A 16064-nucleotide genomic window follows, 5' to 3' on the forward strand; every position below is an offset into this window, starting at 1 on the left:
CCGGAGTTGAGCCCGCGGCCCCGGTGTTACTGTTTGGGGCATGCTGACTGTGATCGGGGAAGCCCTCATCGACGTTGTTTCGCGTGCCGACAGGGAGCCTGTACGCCACCCCGGTGGCAGCCCCATGAACGTGGCCCTTGGCCTGGCGCGCTTGGGGCACCCGGTCCGGTTCCTGGGCGCCTGGGGCAACGACGACGACGGCCAGCTCCTGGCTCACCATCTGGGTGCCGAGGGCATTGAGCTGCCGCTGCCCACCCATGATTCCGCCACCTCCGTGGCCGAGGCTGTGATCGGGGAGAACGGTGCCGCCGAATACAACTTCCAGATGACCTGGGAGTTCCCCGTGGAGCAGGCAAACCTGGAAGCCATGGTCAAGGACTCCACGGCACTGCACGTGGGTTCGATCGCCACTGTTCTGGAGCCGGGGGCGGCCAACGTGGTCAAGGCTGTTGAAGCCGCCGCGGGGCACGTGCTGGTCACCTACGATCCCAACTGCCGCCCTCAGATCACCGCAGATGTTGAGCAGGTCCGCACCCGGGCCGAGCTGCTGGCCTCCCACGCAGACGTGGTCAAGGCCTCCGATGAGGATTTGCAGTGGCTCTACCCCACGTCCACGTTGCAGGAATCTGCGCGAGCCTGGCACCGCTTGGGCGCAAAAATGGTGGTGGTCACTCGCGGTGATCTTGGGCCGTGGGCCATCACGGAGGCCACCGGCCAGGAGGGTGTGGAGGTGCCGGCCCGCAGGACCGATGTGGTGGACACCGTGGGTGCCGGGGACACCTTCATGGCGGCGTTGATCAGCCAGTTTGCTGATCGTGGCCTGGAGGGGCCCGGTGCAGGTGAAGGCATTGCCGCGTTGGAGACCGCGGAGGTGGAGAACATTTTGCGCCGTGCCGCAGATGCCGCCGCCATTACGGTGTCCCGTGCAGGCGCTGATCTTCCCCGCCGTCACGAGTTGGATGCCCTGGCCGAAAGCTCAGACTGAGGATTGCACAATCCAGGGGTGGTGCTTGGGCAAGGACCTGGATTCTGGGTAGCGTGAACCTACCGGCTTGTGTGGTCGGTCTGTACGTGAGACTTCAGGTGAGTCCAGTGGAGCAAGCTCAAGGAGGACCTATGCTCAACCGCGATCCCTACGCCGATCTACCCGATCTGCCCACGTTCACCCTGACTTCTGAGCAAGTCACGGATGGTGAGCCCCTGCCCACGGAGCAGATCGCCGAGTCCTTGGGTGGTGCGGACACCTCCCCTCAGCTGTCCTGGTCCGGGGCCCCGGAGGGCACAAAATCCTATGTGGTCACCTGCTATGACCCGGATGCCCCCACGCCGTCCGGCTACTGGCACTGGTGCCTGTCCAACATCCCCGCGGAGGTCACCAGCTTGGCCGCCGGTGCTGCCACCCAACCACCCGCTGGGTCCACCACGCACCGCACGGACGGTGGTTCGGATGCTTATGAAGGCGCTGCCCCACCGCCAGGACACGGCGCCCACCGTTACATTTTTTGCGTCACGGCCGTGGACACGGAGCACCTGGACGTTGAGGGTGCCAGCCCCGCCGTCGTGAACTTCAATCTGTTCTTTCACGGTCTGGGCCGTGCTTTCATCACCGGGACTCACCAGGAGACGGAAGACTGACCACACTGCTGGGTGCCGACGCTGACGCGTTGGTCCGGGACGTACGCCTGGTGGCAAGTGACCTGGACGGAACGCTGATTGGCGAGGACTTCCGCTTCCGCCCCCGTTCCCTGCGCGCACTGGCTGCGTTGGAGGAAGCGGGGGTGCCGGTGGTGTTCGTGACCGGGCGGCCTTCCCGCTGGCTGCATCCACTCAGCGAACAGGTCAGCCCAGTGGTCAGCACGGTGGGAACCGTGATCTGCGCCAACGGTGCCATGGTCTATGACCTTGCAGCCGATCGGGTGCTGTCCGCCAACACGTTTGCGGGGCACATTGCGTTACGGGTTGCCCAGCGGTTGCGGCAAGCCATTCCCGGTGTGTACTTCAGTGCCGAGACGCTGGGCGGAGTGGTGGCGGAACCGGGGTGGATTCCCACCGATCGAACCGGGCTGGAGGACGTCACCGTGGGGGCCATTGATACCGTCCTGCGTCCAGAGGACCAGGTGGTGAAGTTCCTGGCCAAGCGAGATGAGCACGATCCCCACTCCTTTGTGGAGCGGGTCCGTGAACATGCAGATCAGCACCTGTCCGTGACACATTCCGTGCCCAGTTCCCCCATGGCGGAGATGTCCCGGCTGGGTCTGAGCAAGGCCGAAACCCTGAAATCCGTGTGCGCTGATCTGGGTGTCCGTAGCTCAGAGGTCATGGCTTTCGGGGACATGACCAATGACCTGGAAATGCTCACGTGGGCGCGGTACGGGTTTGCCCTGGCTTCCGGCGATCCGCGCGTGGTGGCCGCCATTGAGCGCACGGCACCGCCTTTTGAAGACGACGGCGTGGCCCAAGTGATCGAGCAGTTCCTGTCCCGCCGGGCTGAGGCAGTTGAGCCCTGACGGCGCGGTCCCACAAACGCCGAAAAATATTTCAGGTTACGGGTCAGTAACTAAGTTGTCTAAGCTGCACTTATGACTACAACGCCCGGACCCGGGCTGACTGCCAGGAGCGCCCACAAGGTGCTGGCACACCGCGGATTCGCCCCGGATGGTGCTGAAAACACCATGCCAGCTTTCAGGGCCGCCCAGGAATTGGGCTGCACCTGGATTGAAACAGATGTGAACACCACCCGTGACGGCGTGGTGTTGGCTTTCCACGATGCCACCTTGGACCGAGTGACCCAAGGTGCCGGTGAGGTCAATGACATCAGTTACGGGGACCTCACGCACCTTGTGGTGGCCGGTTCCAGCCCGGTGCCAACACTGCGTGAGGTCTTGGAAGCCCTCCCACAGATGCGGATCAACATAGACGTCAAGGATGAAGCCTCCGTGGTGGCCCTGGCGGATCTGCTGGTGGAGCTGGACGCAGCGGATCGGGTGCGCATTGCCTCCTTCTCTGATGCACGCCGTGCCCGCGCGCTGGCTGCGCTGGCAGAACGTGGGGTTCAACCATTGAGCACGTCCGTGGGATCCACAGGTTTTGTGGCAGCATTGCTGACCTTCCACACGATCCCCGCCGCGTGGCCGCTGGTCCAGTGGCTGCTGGCGCGTGCAGTGGTGCCTTTTGACGTCATTCAGATGCCCATGTACTTGGAGTGGATTCTGCCGGGCGTCAAGAAACTCCCGCTGGTTGGCCGACGCCTGGGGCGGACTCGCTTGGCCACACGGAGATTCGTGACCGCTGCACACCGTTACGGCAAGGAAGTCCACGTGTGGACGGTCAACCGTCCCTGCGAGATGCAGTTGCTCCTGGACCTGGGGTACGACGGCCTGGTGACTGACCGCGCGGACCTTGCGCTGGCCGTGGCGGCAGGAACGTGGCCGCGGGAAAGTGCTCGGAGCACAAGCTGAGAACCGCCTGACCTTGGCCTGATGTGTGTTCACCACTGCCGCACAGCACTGCTGAACGCACGGGTGCTCCGGTGCTGTGCAGTGACCAGGTGCGTGATACCCGTAGGCTGAGACTATGACGCAGAGCACAGTTCCAGCCGATCCTGAACAGTACGTCCGCACAGAAGTTCGTCACGGAACCGGGGTCATCACCCTGGACCGCCCCAAAGCACTGAACGCCCTGACGGCTCAGATGTACCGGGATCTTCTGGACACTCTGTGGGCTTTTGCCGATGACCCGGACGTTGAACAGGTCCTCATTCACGCCAGTGCCCCCAGGGCGTTCTGCGCCGGTGGTGACATCCGTCAGATCCGCCAGGCCGTGGTGGACGGGGAGATTGACCGTGGCATGGCTGCCTTCACGGATGAATACACGCTGAACAACGTGATTGCCCAGTACCCCAAGCCTTACATTGCGCTGATGGAGGGCTACACCATGGGCGGTGGCATGGGGCTTTCAGTACATGGAAGCCACCGGGTGGTCACGGAAAACACCGTCATGGCCATGCCGGAGTGTGTCATCGGCTTCTTCCCGGATGTTGGCGCCTCCTGGTTCCTTCCCCGGGTCAGTTTGCTGGGCCGGGGCCCGTCCCTGGCCATCGCCAGGTGGATGGGCTTGGGCGGCCAGCGGATCACCGGCGCAGATGCCGTGGCCATCGGCCTGGCTGACCACCTGGTGGCCTCCGACCGCCTGGAGGATTTCCGGGAGGCTGTGATCGCCGATGGCGTGGAGGCTGCGGTGGCGCAGTTTGCTGCCACCAACCACGACGACGTCGCCCATGCCACGTTGCCGGAACGCTGGGATGAGATCGAATCCGTCTATGGGGCAGACACCCTTCAAGAAGTTGTTGCGGCAGCCGGTGAGGACTTGGCGGGGGCTTCGCCGTCGTCGTTGGTGCGCACGTGGGAGTTGCTGGATGTGGGCGCGGCCTCAGAATCGGTGACCGAGTGCCTGGAACGGGAACTGGCACTGGGACGGGACACCATTGCGGCCCCGGATTTCAGCGAAGGTGTGCGCTGCACGTTGATCGACAAGGAAGACGACCCCGCCTGGCAACCGCCGTCCGTGGATGCGGTGGATGTGGAGCACATCCGTGCGGTGCTGAAAACGTCGGCTCCACTATGCGAGCGTCCCTGACCGTCCCCCCAGGAGCCCATCCTGCCGAGCGTTGATCTGTGCCGCCCATCAGCGCTGATGGGCGGCACAGATCAACGCTCGGCAGGGTGGGGTACAGCTCAGCCCATGGGGCCAGTGTGCTCCTTGGGAACGGGCGTGTAGTCCGGGGTGATGGGGTCCACTCCGCCTGCGGTCCCGCGCCACAGGGCCAGACCGCGCATGCCGTGGAAGACCACCAGGGTGGCGGCGGTCCCGAGCGCAATGCCGGCGAACTGGATGCCGAAAGCGTCCCAGGTGTAATCGGCAATGCCGATGATCATGGCGATTGCGGCGGTGGACAGATTCACCGGGTTGGAGAAGTCCACACGGTTCTGCACCCAGATGCGGATACCCAACATCCCGATCATGCCGTAAAGCACCGTTGCGGCACCGCCCAGAACACCTGCGGGCACGGAGGCCACGGCGGCTCCGAAGACCGGCATGAAGGAGAGCAGCAGAGCCACAATGGCTGCCACCCAGTACGCGGCAGTGGAGTACACCTTGGTGGCTGCCATCACGCCAATGTTTTCCGCGTAGGTGGTGGTGCCGGAACCACCACCGGAGCCGGCCAATGCTGTGGCCAGACCGTCGGCCATGATGGCGCGGCCCATGACCGGATCCAGGTTGTCCCCGGTCATCAAGGCCACGGATTTCACATGGCCGATGTTCTCCGCCACCAGCACCAGGATCACCGGGACGAACAGGCCAATCAGGGACAGGTGGAACTCAGGGGTGTGGAACTGCGGCAATCCGAACAGCCCGCTGGACTGCCAGGCCTCTTGGATCGGGGCAAAGTCCACTTCACCGCGAGCCACTGCCGTGAGGTAGCCGACCACCACGCCCACCAGGATGGACAGCCGCCCCAAGATCCCGCGGAACAGCACCGAGACCACAATGATGGTGCCCAAGGTGACCAGCGCCGTCACGGGGGCCAGCATGAAGTTGTCCTTGGCAGCCGGTGCCAGGTTGAAGCCGATCAACGCCACGATGGTGCCCGTGACCAGCGGTGGCATCAGTGCTTGCAGCCACCCGGTCCCCACAAACTGCACCAGGAGCCCGATCAGGAACAGTGCCACACCGGCCATCACAATGCCGCCCAGCGCACCACCCGGACCGTATTCGCCCATGGCTGCGGCAATGGGCGCAATGAAGGCAAAGGAGGAGCCCAGGTAGGAGGGCACCCGCCCGGCCGTGATGATCAGGAACAGGATGGTGCCGATTCCGGAGAAGAACAGCGTGGTGGACGGCGGAAACCCTGTGATCAGCGGTACCAGGAACGTGGCGCCGAACATGGCAACCACGTGTTGCGCACCGATTCCGATGGTCCTGGGCCAGGTCAGCCGTTCATCGGGCCGAACCACCGAACCCTGGGAGACAGTGCGCCCGTCCCCGTGCAGACGCCAGCCCAGACCGAGGCGACGAGCTGCGGTGGGAGGCTGCGGCGTCGTCGTTGAATTCTCCGGGGGCGCCGGTGAACCGGGTGCGGGGGAGGGCATGGGCTGCTCCTGATGGAAGAGGGTGAGCGGCCCGGCGGTGCGATGGCGGACCGAACACAGCGTAGTCCCAACTCCGTGAACGCGCCGAACCCTCACGGCACCCGCGGATCAGGGCGTGATGGGCGAGTGGCGTGAGGGTTCGGTGGGGATCAACGACGGCGGTCGCGTAGTAGCCATTGAGCGGCGGTGTCCAACGCGATTCCGATGAGTCCGATCAACAGGATGACCACCAGCATTTCGTCGTAGGCCAGGCGGTCGCGGGCATTGAGGATTTCGTAACCGAGGCCGGAGGAGACCCCCAGCATCTCTGCGGGCACGATCACCACCCAAGCGATGCCCAAGGCCAGGCGGACGCCAGTCATCACGTACGGGCGAATGCTGGGTAGCACCACCGTGCGGATCTGTTCCCAGGAGGTGGCGCCCAGTGTTTTGGCCACCCGCATGTGCAACGGGTCCAACGCAGCCACGCCTGCGGCGGTGTTCATGGTGATGGGCCAGACTGCCGCCGCGGTCACCAGGAAGATCACGGGGGCGTGACCCACCCCGAACAGGGCCACCGCAACAGGTGCCCAGGACAGAGGGGAGACCATGCGCAGGAACTGGACCGGGGCGGTGGAGGCCCATTTGAACGGTTTGGAGAAGCCGATCAGCAAGCCCAATGGAACGCCGATCACCACGGCCAGAGCCAGCCCGCACAGCAGACGCCACAGGGACGTGGACGCATCCTGGAGAATCACTCCGCGTTCCCACAGGGATGACACGGCGGCGGGAAGGCGCTCCGGCTGGAACGCGGCAATCATGGAGTTGGCCCCGCCGGCCGCGTGGGTGAAAATCCACCACACGGCCACGGTCACCAGCAGCCCGAAAGCGCCCCAGGCCAGGCGCAGCCCCAATGGTGGCTTGCGCGGATGCCGCCGTGATGCGGTGGGATGTGTGTTTCCGCTGCCGGTGCCGTCATCCAAATCCGTGGACCGTTGACGGCCTGCGGACAGCTGGGTGGCCGATTCCGGGCGATCGGAGGTGTGGGCCGCGGGCAGTGCTGAAGCTCCCGGCGTGTTCACGGGGTGGGAACCTGTGGTGCTCATGCGGAGAACTCCTCGGTACGTTCGGTGCTGCTCATGCCAAATACGCCCATACCGCCCACTCGCTCAATGCTGCCACGCACCAGGGAATCATCCACCAGCTCGCGGTGGGCCTGGGCCGGGTCCAACCCGGCCAGGAAGTCCGTGGGGGCATCCACCACGGTCTCCTTGATGGAACGGACCAGCAGTTCCGTGGTGGATTCATACGGCCAGGGACGGAAATCAATGCGTTCACCGTGCCAGTCCGGGTGCTTGATGGTGTCCGCGTGTTGGCTGGCGTCTCTGGTCAGTGCCTTTTGGATCACCTTGGGAGGCTGCGGGAGATAGTTGGCGGCCAGTAGGGCGGCTGCCTCCGGGCGATTCTGCCGGGACCAGGCCTGGGCTCGGACCAGACCATCCATGAACCCGGCGGCGATTTCCGGCCGATTGCGCAGCAGCTCCCCGCGCATCATGGTCACGCAGCACACGTGGTTCTCCCACACATCCCCGGTGAACCGGTGGATGTGCCCCACTTTTTGAGCTTCCGCTGCGGCGTTGAACGGGTCTGCCACCGTGTATCCGCCGATCACTCCGTTGTTCAGTGCCGGCAGCATGTCTGCCGGGGCCATGGGTAGCAGCGTGACGGTCTTCCGATCCGCAGACGGTGCTTCCCGCATGACAGGTGTGAGCCCACCGGCGCGCAGCATTTTCTGGATCACCACGTTGTGCACCGACCACCAGGCCGGAATGGCAATGGAGCGCCCGGCCAGATCTGCCAGGCTGGTGACCTCCGGCCCGGTGGTCAACGCGGAGCCGTTGGTGTGATTCCACGCAGTGATCCGCACATCTGCCTGCAGGCCGTAACGCATGTAAAGGGCCATGGGCATGAGCATGTGAATGACATCCACCTGCCCGGACACAAAGGCTTCAGACAGGGAGGACCAACTGCGGAACATGGTGGGTTTGGCCACCGTGACCCCCGCATCCGCGTAGTACCCGTTTCCATGGCCCACCAGCAGCGGAGTGGCATCCGTGATGGGTAGGTACCCGATGCGTACGGGGGCCTGGGCATCCGTGGTGTCCCGGGCTGTTTGCCGGTTGCTGGCGTAGACGGAGCCTGCTCCCCAGGCCAGACCACCCAGCCCGGCAGCGGTGGCACCCGCGGTCAAAAGTTGGCGCCGGTTCAGTCCGCTCGGAGCGCGGTTCGATGCGTGGTTGCTGGGTCCGGCGGGTGTTCTGGGATTCGGGGTGGAATCACTCAAATGACCCAGCTCCCCGGAACATCCCCGCCGCCGCGGTAGTAGGCCACAATCTCCTCCACCGTGGTGCCGTCACGAGCCGGGACCCATTCCCGGCTGAACCCCTGCGGACCACCGAAAAATCCAATGCGATCACCCAGCGCAACAGCCTCAGCAACATCATGCGTGACCAAAAAAATGGTCAGCTTCAACTCACTGGCCACTGCTCGCAGCCACACTTGCAGGTCCTCCCGGGTGGCGGGGTCCAGGGCGGAGAACGGTTCATCCAGTAGGACGACGTCGGGGCGCACAGCCAGTGCCCTCCCCACCGCAACGCGCTGCGCCTGACCGCCGGAAAGTTCCGTCACGGGCACATCCGCCAGCGTGGACAGCCCCAGGACGCCCAGCAGCTCCTCCACACCTTCGGCATCAAAACGGTCTTGATTGCGCTTGTAACGCCCACCCAGGGCCACGTTTTCCCGAACGGTCAGCCACGGAAAAAGCCCCGGCGATTGAAAGACCACAGCCACGCGATCGTGTCCGGGCTGAGCCTCCACCGCCCCGGAATCAAGTGATTCAAGGCCCGCGATGGCGCGTAGCAGCGTGGACTTGCCAGATCCGGATGGTCCCAGGACAGCCAGCAGCTCGCCGGCGCGCAGGGTCATGGAAACATCGTCCAGGGCGGGTGTGGTGGCCCCGGGGTAGGTCTTGGAGACGCCGGTGACCTTCAGCGCGGCAGTGGTTGCGCTCCGGTTGGGCACGGATGCACCGGCTGCCGGGGTGCCGGAGGCGGTGTTCATGCGTTGCCTTCTTGTGCCTGGAACTGCGCCAGCACGTGCCGCAGGTGCGATTCGGTGGGGGACTGCACTGGCAGGAAGGCAGCTTCCCGGGCGCGGCGGGCCGTGGCGGAGCGCAACGCGTAGCCCTTGCCGCCCACCACTTTGGCCTCCAAACGTGTGGCCTCCCCGGTGAGTAGGGCTGCATCCAATCGCAGCTGTGCCACGTCCCGGAAGGGCAGGTCACGCGGAGTGTCCAGGTAGCGCAGCAGGGTGGAACGCACCCGGTTGTACTCCGCCACCACGGTGTCACGGTCCGGGCGGAACACCTCGGACACTCCGGACAGCGCGGCATCTGCGGATTCCAGGGCGGCGCCGGAGAGTCCCACGCAGAAAGCGGCCTGCAAGAGCAGGAACGGACCGCGTACTGCTTCCAAGAACGCCGGAACGTCCTCAGTCAGGATGGCTTCCTCAGACACCGGAGCATCCTGGAACTTCAAGATGCCCGATGCCGTGGAGTCCAGCGCCATGAGATCTTGCAGCGGACGAACACTCACTCCCTCCTGAGAAGTGCGGACCACAAGGATCACGGGGCGGGCGTCGTCGTCGTTGGTCTCTGCGGTGGAATCGTCAGGAGTACTGCGCAGCGCCGGGAGGACCACCCAACCCTCCGGGTACAGGTTGGAGGCCCACGGGATCACGCCGTTGAGTACCCAGCCGTTGCCGGAGGTGGATCGGGTCAAAGTGACGGGGATGTCTCCGATTCCCGCTGCCGCTTTGAAGGCTGGCGCCATGGCGGTGGAACCGGGCTCCGTCCCATTGACCAGTCCTTCCGGGAGTTCGCGGCCCGTGGCGTTGAGGTATTCGATGCTGGAGCGGTGGGCCCACAGGGAGAACGCGGTGGCAGTGCATTCGGTTGCCAAATCGTGCACCACGGCGGCTTGCTGCACCAATGACCCGTCCAGGCCCAATGCCAACAAGCCGTCCGAACCCAGGGCGCGCAGGACCGCGAAGGGGGACTCGTGGTTGACGTCCACGGCCTTGGCATTGGCCGCAGCGGCGGCAATCACCTGCTCACGTTGGGGATAGTCGGTTAGCGGTTCGACGACGAACAGCGACTGCGTGGTCATGACAACTCCTGAAGGTGAAAGTCCATGCCAGACGCCCCGCTCCACGTGGAGGCGGGGCGTCTGGTCACTGACGGTGGCTTCCCCAATTGTGTTGTGGGAAGCGGTGGGCTGCGGAGAGCCCGTGAAAGCAGCTGTGACTCAGACGTCCAGCTTGTGCATGCGGTCGATGGGGGTGGAGACGGCCTCGCGGGCGCGGACCACAGCCTCTTCGTCCGGGGCATCGTAGAAGCACAGGCACTTGGCGGTGTCCTCACGCACGTAGGTGCGCAGGAACTGCACCTCCGGAACCTCCGCGTACTTGGGGGAATTGGCCTTCTTGCGGGTCAGGTACTGATCCATGGTGATTTCCGCGGGGATGTCCCACTCCACCAGGTACTCAGCGGACTTCTTGAGGTTCTTGATGTCCTCCAGCTCGGCACCCACCAAGCGGACTTCGTGCGGACCGTCAACATCGAGCTCACCCACGGCGTCCTTGACGGAGTTGAAAATGCCGTCCGGGGAGGTGGCTTCCAGGATCACGAACACGCGTTCGTGACCAGCCGTCACCTGGGATTCGATCAATTCGGCGCCGCTTGCGGACAGAGCCTGGGAGACGGTTTCCAGCAGTTCGGTCACGGCGGCCTTCTCCGTGTTGGACGGGGCAAGCTCAACTAGGAACAGGGACATGCGGTCCTCCTGACATCGAGTGGGCGTTGCGGGGTGCTTCCACGCAACTGCAAGTCATGTGGCCGAAGCACTGGGGTGGATCACAGGGAGCCAGCCAACCGAGCACTTGGACACATGAACGTAACAACGTGAGCGCTCAGAACTTCCCGACTTGTAACAGTTCTTAATGTGCGGGTGCGTCATGACGCGGTTGCCACCGCGTGGGCTGGAACTGACCGGCTGGGGTCATCCACACCTTCGGTCAACACGCCATCGGCCATGGTGAACACCTGGTCAAAGCGGGGCAAAAAGTCCAGATCGTGCGTGACCAGCAAGGTGGCAGTGCCAAGGTCCTCCGTGAGGGAGCAGATCAGGCTCATGATCTCTTGGCCCCGGGCGTGATCCAACGCGGAGGTCGGCTCGTCCACGATCAGTACTTCCGGATTGTTCATCAAGGCCCGCGCAATGTTGACGCGCTGCCTCTGGCCACCGGAGAGTTCGTGCGGACGGGCATTGAGGGAACGGTCCAGGCCGACTTCCTGCAAGAGCTGTTCAGCGCGCTCGTGGCGTTCTGCGCGGCTGCCCTCCACCGAGTCGTGGCCCTTCTCATGGCGCCCCTTGTGTTTGGAGCCGCGAGTGGAGCCTCCCAGCTCCCCGACCACCATCAACTGGTCCACGGCGGTGAGGGAAGGCAGGAGGTTTGACTGCTGGAAGACGATTCCGATGGTACTGCGGCGCAGTTCGGCCGCTTGGGTCAGGCTCAGGCTGGTGGCTTCCACATCACCAATGCGGACCGAACCGGAATCCGGGGTGATCAAGGTGGCTGCCACTGCCAGCAGGCTGGACTTTCCAGACCCGGAGGCGCCCGTGATACCGGTGATCGTGCCGGGCTGGGCAACCAGAGAGGCATTGTCCACGGCCGTGTGCCGTGATTGGCCATCCGGGAAGGTCAGCGTGATGTTTTCCAACGTCAACATGAGATGTGCTCCTTTTGAGGCAAGGTGATGGGGTGTGAAGGCCTGATGCGCTCAGCGAGCGCTGCCCAGGGCGGTGAGGGGGTCCGCCGTCGTGATGCTGCGTAGGGCAAAGGCGGCACCGGCCAGTCCCAGGATGAGCATGATCGCTGCGGGTAGGGCAGTGGTGTACCAGGTGATCACAAACGGCAGTGCCGCTCCGGCCAGGGCGCCCAGGCCGGCGGTGAGCGCAATTCCCACACCAACCCCCAGTATCAGGATGATCAAGGCCTGGCCCAGGGCATCCAGGCGGAGGCGGCCGTTGGAGGCGCCCAGTGCTTTCAGTACTGCAATGTCTGCCTTGCGTTGGATGGTCCACACCGTGAAGAACGCGCCGATGACCAGACCGGAGATGGCAAACAGCATGCCCACCATGGTCAACAGGGAGCTGACTTCTGAGCGGAAGGAACTGATGGACAGAAGCGCCGTCAGAGAATTGGCTGTGACGGTGCCTTCTTTGTTGTCCACTGCGGAGGTATCCGCGGGGTCACCCTTGATGATGATGGCGGTGGCGTAGGACTCCGGGTTGCCCATCCGTTCTTGCAAACCTTGCCAGGCGGGCAGGGAGGTGTAGACCACCCCGGTGTGGGCATAGGAGCGCTCGCCGATCACGTTCTTGACGGTGAACTCCTGCCCGGCAATGGTCATGGTGTCCCCGGCGGAGAGGTGAAGGTCATCCGCCACGGACTGGCTCACCACGGCCTGGTCATCTCCGGAAGGAGAATTGGAGGTACCACCGAAAACCGCTACGGCACCTGAATAGCCATCCGCCTCACTGCGGGTCTGGGTGATCCCTATGGCGGTGGCGGAATCCACCCCATCGGCGTTGGTCCAGGCCTGTTCCTGGGCCTGAGTGATCTGTGAGTCGGAGAAGGTGGGGTCCTGCTCGGAATTGCTGTTGGGCGCGTTGGCCAGTGAGATTTTGTCCGCATTCAACGATTGAATGGCGGAGATGTTCTGCTGCGCCAAACCGCCCGTGAGACCGGCAAGAAAACCCACCAGCAGGGTGATCAGCACCACCACGGAGGTGATGAGGGCAAACCGCCCTTTGGCAAAAAGCATGTCACGCCAGGCGACGAACACGGTGAACTCCTTTGTGAGAATTGGCCCCCGCGGGTCTGCTGGCTCCGGTTCTGTCCCGGTGGCCGCGAGGGTTTGCTGATTGACTCCAATCTCTCGAAAATCAGTCGAGCGGCCATCGTGGATTGGTGCACTGCTGGAGCTGGCCTTTGGAGGATGCCGGGCACCAACTTTTGATGGATGTCTCACCCACACCAACCCGCGTTAGCGTGGTGGCATGGAATCCTCTGCGCTGCGCCCAGTGTTTGTTGCGTTGCGCGTTGGCTTGTACGCCCTGATAGCTGGCCTGGGCATCTTGGTGGTCATCCGCGCACTGTTGGGTGACAGCCTGGTCCCGGCGGTAGCCATCTGTCTGGTGGTGGTTTTTGAGCTGACGTTTTTCACCGGGGTCTATCTGGCGGGTCGCTTTCCGGGGGCCGGACACATGGGGCACGCGGAAATAAGCCGTCCAGATCGCAGCGAGTCGCAGACGGGTAGGCCACGCCGTACCGCGGTGTGGTTGGTCCTGTTGACCGTCCAATGGGTGGTTTTGGTGTTCCTTGCACCAGACGCCGCATTCCTGGTGTTCCCGCTGTTCTTCTGCTACCTCCACCTTTTGCCACGGTGGCACGGGCCGGTGGCGGTGGTGGTTGCGGCGGTGGCCGCCGTCGTCGCTCTGGCAGCGCACCGGGGGCTGACCTTGGGTGGAGTTGTGGGGCCGCTCATTGGGGCGGCCGTGGCGATTGTGATTGGGCTGGGTTACCGCGCGATGTACCGGGAGATGCTGGAACGCAACCGGTTGCTGGCGCAGCTCATGGCTGCGCAGGAGCAGCTGGCGGTGACCGAACGCAACGCGGGGATTGCGGCGGAGCGCACCAGACTTGCCGCAGAAATTCACGACACCGTGGCTCAGGGGCTCTCCAGCATCCAAATGCTGTTGGGGGCCGCCCAGCGCAGTCTCCCGGAGAGCCCTGCGGCAACAAACATTGAGCTGGCGCGCCAAACCGCCGCCGACAATCTTGCGGAGGCGCGGCGATTCATCCGCGAGCTTTCTTCCCCGCACCTGGATGCTCAGACACTGGCTGATGCACTTGGCCGCGTGGTGGAACGCGCAGACGCCACCTCTGCCACGCACTTTCACCTGACAGTTGACGGGCAGCCGCGGTCCCTACCCAGACCTGTGGAGACCACCGCACTGCGCATTGTCCAGGGGGCCGTGGCCAACGTGGTGGCTCACGCGCAGGCTCACCAGGCCGTGGTGACCCTCAGCTATCTTCCGGGGCAACTGTCCGTGGACATCGTGGACGACGGCGTGGGTTTTGACGCAAGTCTGCTGCCCCACGACGACGCCCCGCGTTCCCCGGACTCCTTTGGGCTGACCATGATCCGGCAGAGGGCTGATGGTTTGGGTGGACACTGCGCAGTGGAATCGACCCCGGGCCAGGGAACAGCGGTGTCCGTGAGCTTTCCCGTCCCGCATGGAGCTGATGGAGAATCAGATCATGAATGACCTACCCCCTCACCAGGGAGACTCCTTTCACCAGGACGACGACGCCCCGGCGCCGACCGTGCGCATCCTGGTGTGCGATGACCACCCCGTGGTGCGCGCCGGAATCATGGCATTGCTGGACACCGCAGATGGTGTTGAGGTGGTGGGGCAGGCATCCAGCGGCGCAGAAATCTTGCGCCTGGTTGCACAGGTGCCCGCAGACTTGGTGCTGATGGACCTTCAACTCAGCACGGACCCTTCGGCACTTCAAGGGGCTGCGGTGACGGCAGAAATCAGGTCTCACCCCGGTGCACCACATGTTTTGGTGCTGACCAATTACGACACGGACGCGGACATTGTTGCCGCCATTGAGGCCGGCGCAGCCGGATACCTTTTGAAGGATGCCCCACCCGAAAACCTCTTGGACGCCATCCGGAAGGCGGCCGTGGGGGAGTCGGCGCTTGCGCCCACCATCACTTCGCGCTTGATGCAACGGGTCCGCACACCCGTGACCAAGCTCAGTCCAAGAGAACTGGAAGTTCTGGAAAAAGTGGCACAGGGAGCCTCCAACGCCGTGATCGCCCGGGAACTGTTCCTGTCAGAAACCACGGTCAAGTCCCACTTGGTGCATGTGTTCGACAAACTCTCCGCGCGCTCCCGGACCGAGGCCGTAGCCAAGGCCCGGGAACTGGGAGTCATCCGTTGACCCTGAGCCAAGTGGCCAGTTTTTGGCGAAGATCGGGGATTTCGGTATCCAGTGTTGCCCTCAGCACTCCGGGACTTACGGTTAGGTAACCGTGCGCGATACGGTTGCGCACCGCCTTCATGGCCTGCCAGTCAGGTCCAAACAACTCTTGCAACTGATGAGGCGGGATTCGACTCAGTGAGTCAATGGCTGCTGCAAGCCGCAGCGCGATAGCGTCAATGACGACATCTTGTTCCACATCTTCCTGCGCGTACAAGACGATCTTGTCCAAGTGGGCCTGCGCCTCAATGATCAGTTCACGAGCGGTGCGACTCACAGTTGGACTGCTTCCATAGTGATCCGTTCCCACAGATCATCGCGTAGGGAGTCATCCAGAGCCAGATCTACGGGCAGCCCAAGCAAGGTGGAGGCATCCACCTCGACCCGGGCCTGCGCCAATAGACCAAGGCTGCGAGCTGGGGTGACCAGAAGATCAATGTCCGAGTCATCTGTGTCAGCGCCCGTGGCTACAGACCCGAACACCCGAACATTGGTCAGCCCGTGTTGAGCCAGCAACGTGATCAGATCTTCACGGTGACGGCGCAGCTGCCGTGAACGGGGGGATGTGCCTCGAAACCGCAAGAGGCGAGCGATCTCAGGCTGGCTGCGGTTACTGGCAGCGGCAATCTGCCGTTGGGAGAGCCCCGACCTGTGGGCATCACGAACTGACCGGGTCAACCGTTCCCGGCCGATACGGATTTGTTCGTCAGCCGACTCGACTGCTCGACGCAGGTCGTACTCATTCATGAGCCCATGATA

General features: G+C 63.8%; 17 protein-coding genes. 7 read left to right on the top strand and 10 right to left on the bottom strand.

What is annotated here, in order from left to right:
• Window positions 1–40: 40 nt before the first annotated feature.
• The 5 genes from Q4G32_RS03730 to Q4G32_RS03750 all read left to right on the top strand — a co-directional run bounded on the left by Q4G32_RS03730 (window position 41) and on the right by Q4G32_RS03750 (window position 4635).
• Window positions 41–985 (top strand): carbohydrate kinase family protein, encoded by a 945-nt coding sequence (locus Q4G32_RS03730; RefSeq protein ID WP_303349324.1) that lies wholly within the window; start codon window positions 41–43, stop codon window positions 983–985.
• A 131-nt stretch (window positions 986–1116) separates the two neighbouring features.
• Complete coding sequence (locus Q4G32_RS03735; RefSeq protein ID WP_303349325.1) at window positions 1117–1635, top strand: YbhB/YbcL family Raf kinase inhibitor-like protein; 519 nt, start codon at window positions 1117–1119, stop codon at window positions 1633–1635.
• Between the two features lie 50 nt (window positions 1636–1685).
• The gene (locus Q4G32_RS03740; protein WP_303349326.1) at window positions 1686–2507 is read left to right on the top strand and encodes an HAD hydrolase family protein; all 822 of its coding nucleotides are present in this window, start codon (window positions 1686–1688) and stop codon (window positions 2505–2507) included.
• Window positions 2508–2579: 72 nt separating this feature from the next.
• Window positions 2580–3458, top strand: a complete 879-nt coding sequence (locus tag Q4G32_RS03745; RefSeq protein ID WP_303349327.1) for a glycerophosphodiester phosphodiesterase family protein — start codon at window positions 2580–2582, stop codon at window positions 3456–3458.
• Window positions 3459–3573: 115 nt separating this feature from the next.
• The gene (locus Q4G32_RS03750; protein ID WP_303349328.1) at window positions 3574–4635 is read left to right on the top strand and encodes an enoyl-CoA hydratase/isomerase family protein; all 1062 of its coding nucleotides are present in this window, start codon (window positions 3574–3576) and stop codon (window positions 4633–4635) included.
• Between the two features lie 98 nt (window positions 4636–4733).
• Here the strand turns inward: Q4G32_RS03750 and Q4G32_RS03755 are convergent, their stop codons facing one another.
• The 8 genes from Q4G32_RS03755 to Q4G32_RS03790 all read right to left on the bottom strand — a co-directional run bounded on the left by Q4G32_RS03755 (window position 4734) and on the right by Q4G32_RS03790 (window position 13095).
• Entirely contained in the window at window positions 4734–6149 is a 1416-nt protein-coding gene (locus Q4G32_RS03755) for a uracil-xanthine permease family protein (RefSeq protein WP_303349329.1), read from the bottom strand.
• A 149-nt stretch (window positions 6150–6298) separates the two neighbouring features.
• Window positions 6299–7234, bottom strand: coding sequence for an ABC transporter permease (locus Q4G32_RS03760; RefSeq protein ID WP_303349330.1), 936 nt, complete (start codon window positions 7232–7234; stop codon window positions 6299–6301).
• Window positions 7231–8472, bottom strand: a complete 1242-nt coding sequence (locus Q4G32_RS03765) for an ABC transporter substrate-binding protein (RefSeq protein ID WP_303349331.1) — start codon at window positions 8470–8472, stop codon at window positions 7231–7233. The genes Q4G32_RS03760 and Q4G32_RS03765 overlap by 4 nt, the downstream gene beginning before the upstream one ends.
• Window positions 8469–9248 carry an ABC transporter ATP-binding protein gene (locus Q4G32_RS03770; protein WP_303349332.1) on the bottom strand — a complete coding sequence of 260 codons (780 nt, stop codon included), beginning with the start codon at window positions 9246–9248 and terminating at the stop codon, window positions 8469–8471. The genes Q4G32_RS03765 and Q4G32_RS03770 overlap by 4 nt, the downstream gene beginning before the upstream one ends.
• Complete coding sequence (locus tag Q4G32_RS03775; protein ID WP_303349333.1) at window positions 9245–10354, bottom strand: acyl-CoA dehydrogenase family protein; 1110 nt, start codon at window positions 10352–10354, stop codon at window positions 9245–9247. The genes Q4G32_RS03770 and Q4G32_RS03775 overlap by 4 nt, the downstream gene beginning before the upstream one ends.
• Before the next feature lie 138 nt (window positions 10355–10492).
• Window positions 10493–11020: a DUF4242 domain-containing protein gene (locus tag Q4G32_RS03780; protein ID WP_303349334.1), complete on the bottom strand. Its 528-nt coding sequence runs from the start codon at window positions 11018–11020 to the stop codon at window positions 10493–10495.
• A gap of 179 nt (window positions 11021–11199) precedes the next feature.
• Window positions 11200–11976 (bottom strand): ABC transporter ATP-binding protein, encoded by a 777-nt coding sequence (locus Q4G32_RS03785; RefSeq protein WP_303349335.1) that lies wholly within the window; start codon window positions 11974–11976, stop codon window positions 11200–11202.
• 51 nt (window positions 11977–12027) lie between these two features.
• On the bottom strand, window positions 12028–13095 hold the full coding sequence (locus Q4G32_RS03790) for an ABC transporter permease (protein WP_303349336.1): 1068 nt from the start codon (window positions 13093–13095) through the stop codon (window positions 12028–12030).
• A gap of 214 nt (window positions 13096–13309) precedes the next feature.
• Here Q4G32_RS03790 and Q4G32_RS03795 point away from each other — a divergent pair, with 214 nt between their 5' ends.
• On the top strand, window positions 13310–14581 hold the full coding sequence (locus tag Q4G32_RS03795; RefSeq protein WP_303349337.1) for a sensor histidine kinase: 1272 nt from the start codon (window positions 13310–13312) through the stop codon (window positions 14579–14581).
• Entirely contained in the window at window positions 14559–15266 is a 708-nt protein-coding gene (locus tag Q4G32_RS03800; protein ID WP_303349338.1) for a response regulator, read from the top strand. Before Q4G32_RS03795 ends, Q4G32_RS03800 begins: the two co-directional genes overlap by 23 nt.
• Here the strand turns inward: Q4G32_RS03800 and Q4G32_RS03805 are convergent.
• Together Q4G32_RS03805 and Q4G32_RS03810 are read right to left on the bottom strand one after the other, a co-directional pair.
• Window positions 15256–15582: a HepT-like ribonuclease domain-containing protein gene (locus tag Q4G32_RS03805; protein WP_303349339.1), complete on the bottom strand. Its 327-nt coding sequence runs from the start codon at window positions 15580–15582 to the stop codon at window positions 15256–15258. The two genes, Q4G32_RS03800 and Q4G32_RS03805, sit on opposite strands and share 11 nt — an antisense overlap.
• Window positions 15579–16052 (bottom strand): nucleotidyltransferase family protein, encoded by a 474-nt coding sequence (locus tag Q4G32_RS03810; protein WP_303349340.1) that lies wholly within the window; start codon window positions 16050–16052, stop codon window positions 15579–15581. The genes Q4G32_RS03805 and Q4G32_RS03810 overlap by 4 nt, the downstream gene beginning before the upstream one ends.
• Between the last annotated feature and the right edge of the window lie 12 nt (window positions 16053–16064).

The sequence above is a fragment of the Kocuria sp. genome, assembly GCF_030538595.1.
In the GTDB taxonomy this organism is placed as follows: Bacteria; Actinomycetota; Actinomycetes; order Actinomycetales; family Micrococcaceae; genus Kocuria.

Coding starts and splice junctions, on each gene's coding strand:
- Q4G32_RS03775 (WP_303349333.1), bottom strand. CDS start 10,354: ATGACCACGCAGTCGCTGTTCGTCGTCGAACCGCTAACCGACTATCCC.
- Q4G32_RS03745 (WP_303349327.1), top strand. CDS start 2,580: ATGACTACAACGCCCGGACCCGGGCTGACTGCCAGGAGCGCCCACAAG.
- Q4G32_RS03780 (WP_303349334.1), bottom strand. CDS start 11,020: ATGTCCCTGTTCCTAGTTGAGCTTGCCCCGTCCAACACGGAGAAGGCC.
- Q4G32_RS03800 (WP_303349338.1), top strand. CDS start 14,559: ATGGAGAATCAGATCATGAATGACCTACCCCCTCACCAGGGAGACTCC.
- Q4G32_RS03750 (WP_303349328.1), top strand. CDS start 3,574: ATGACGCAGAGCACAGTTCCAGCCGATCCTGAACAGTACGTCCGCACA.
- Q4G32_RS03755 (WP_303349329.1), bottom strand. CDS start 6,149: ATGCCCTCCCCCGCACCCGGTTCACCGGCGCCCCCGGAGAATTCAACG.
- Q4G32_RS03785 (WP_303349335.1), bottom strand. CDS start 11,976: ATGTTGACGTTGGAAAACATCACGCTGACCTTCCCGGATGGCCAATCA.
- Q4G32_RS03735 (WP_303349325.1), top strand. CDS start 1,117: ATGCTCAACCGCGATCCCTACGCCGATCTACCCGATCTGCCCACGTTC.
- Q4G32_RS03795 (WP_303349337.1), top strand. CDS start 13,310: ATGGAATCCTCTGCGCTGCGCCCAGTGTTTGTTGCGTTGCGCGTTGGC.
- Q4G32_RS03770 (WP_303349332.1), bottom strand. CDS start 9,248: ATGAACACCGCCTCCGGCACCCCGGCAGCCGGTGCATCCGTGCCCAAC.
- Q4G32_RS03760 (WP_303349330.1), bottom strand. CDS start 7,234: ATGAGCACCACAGGTTCCCACCCCGTGAACACGCCGGGAGCTTCAGCA.
- Q4G32_RS03810 (WP_303349340.1), bottom strand. CDS start 16,052: ATGAATGAGTACGACCTGCGTCGAGCAGTCGAGTCGGCTGACGAACAA.
- Q4G32_RS03730 (WP_303349324.1), top strand. CDS start 41: ATGCTGACTGTGATCGGGGAAGCCCTCATCGACGTTGTTTCGCGTGCC.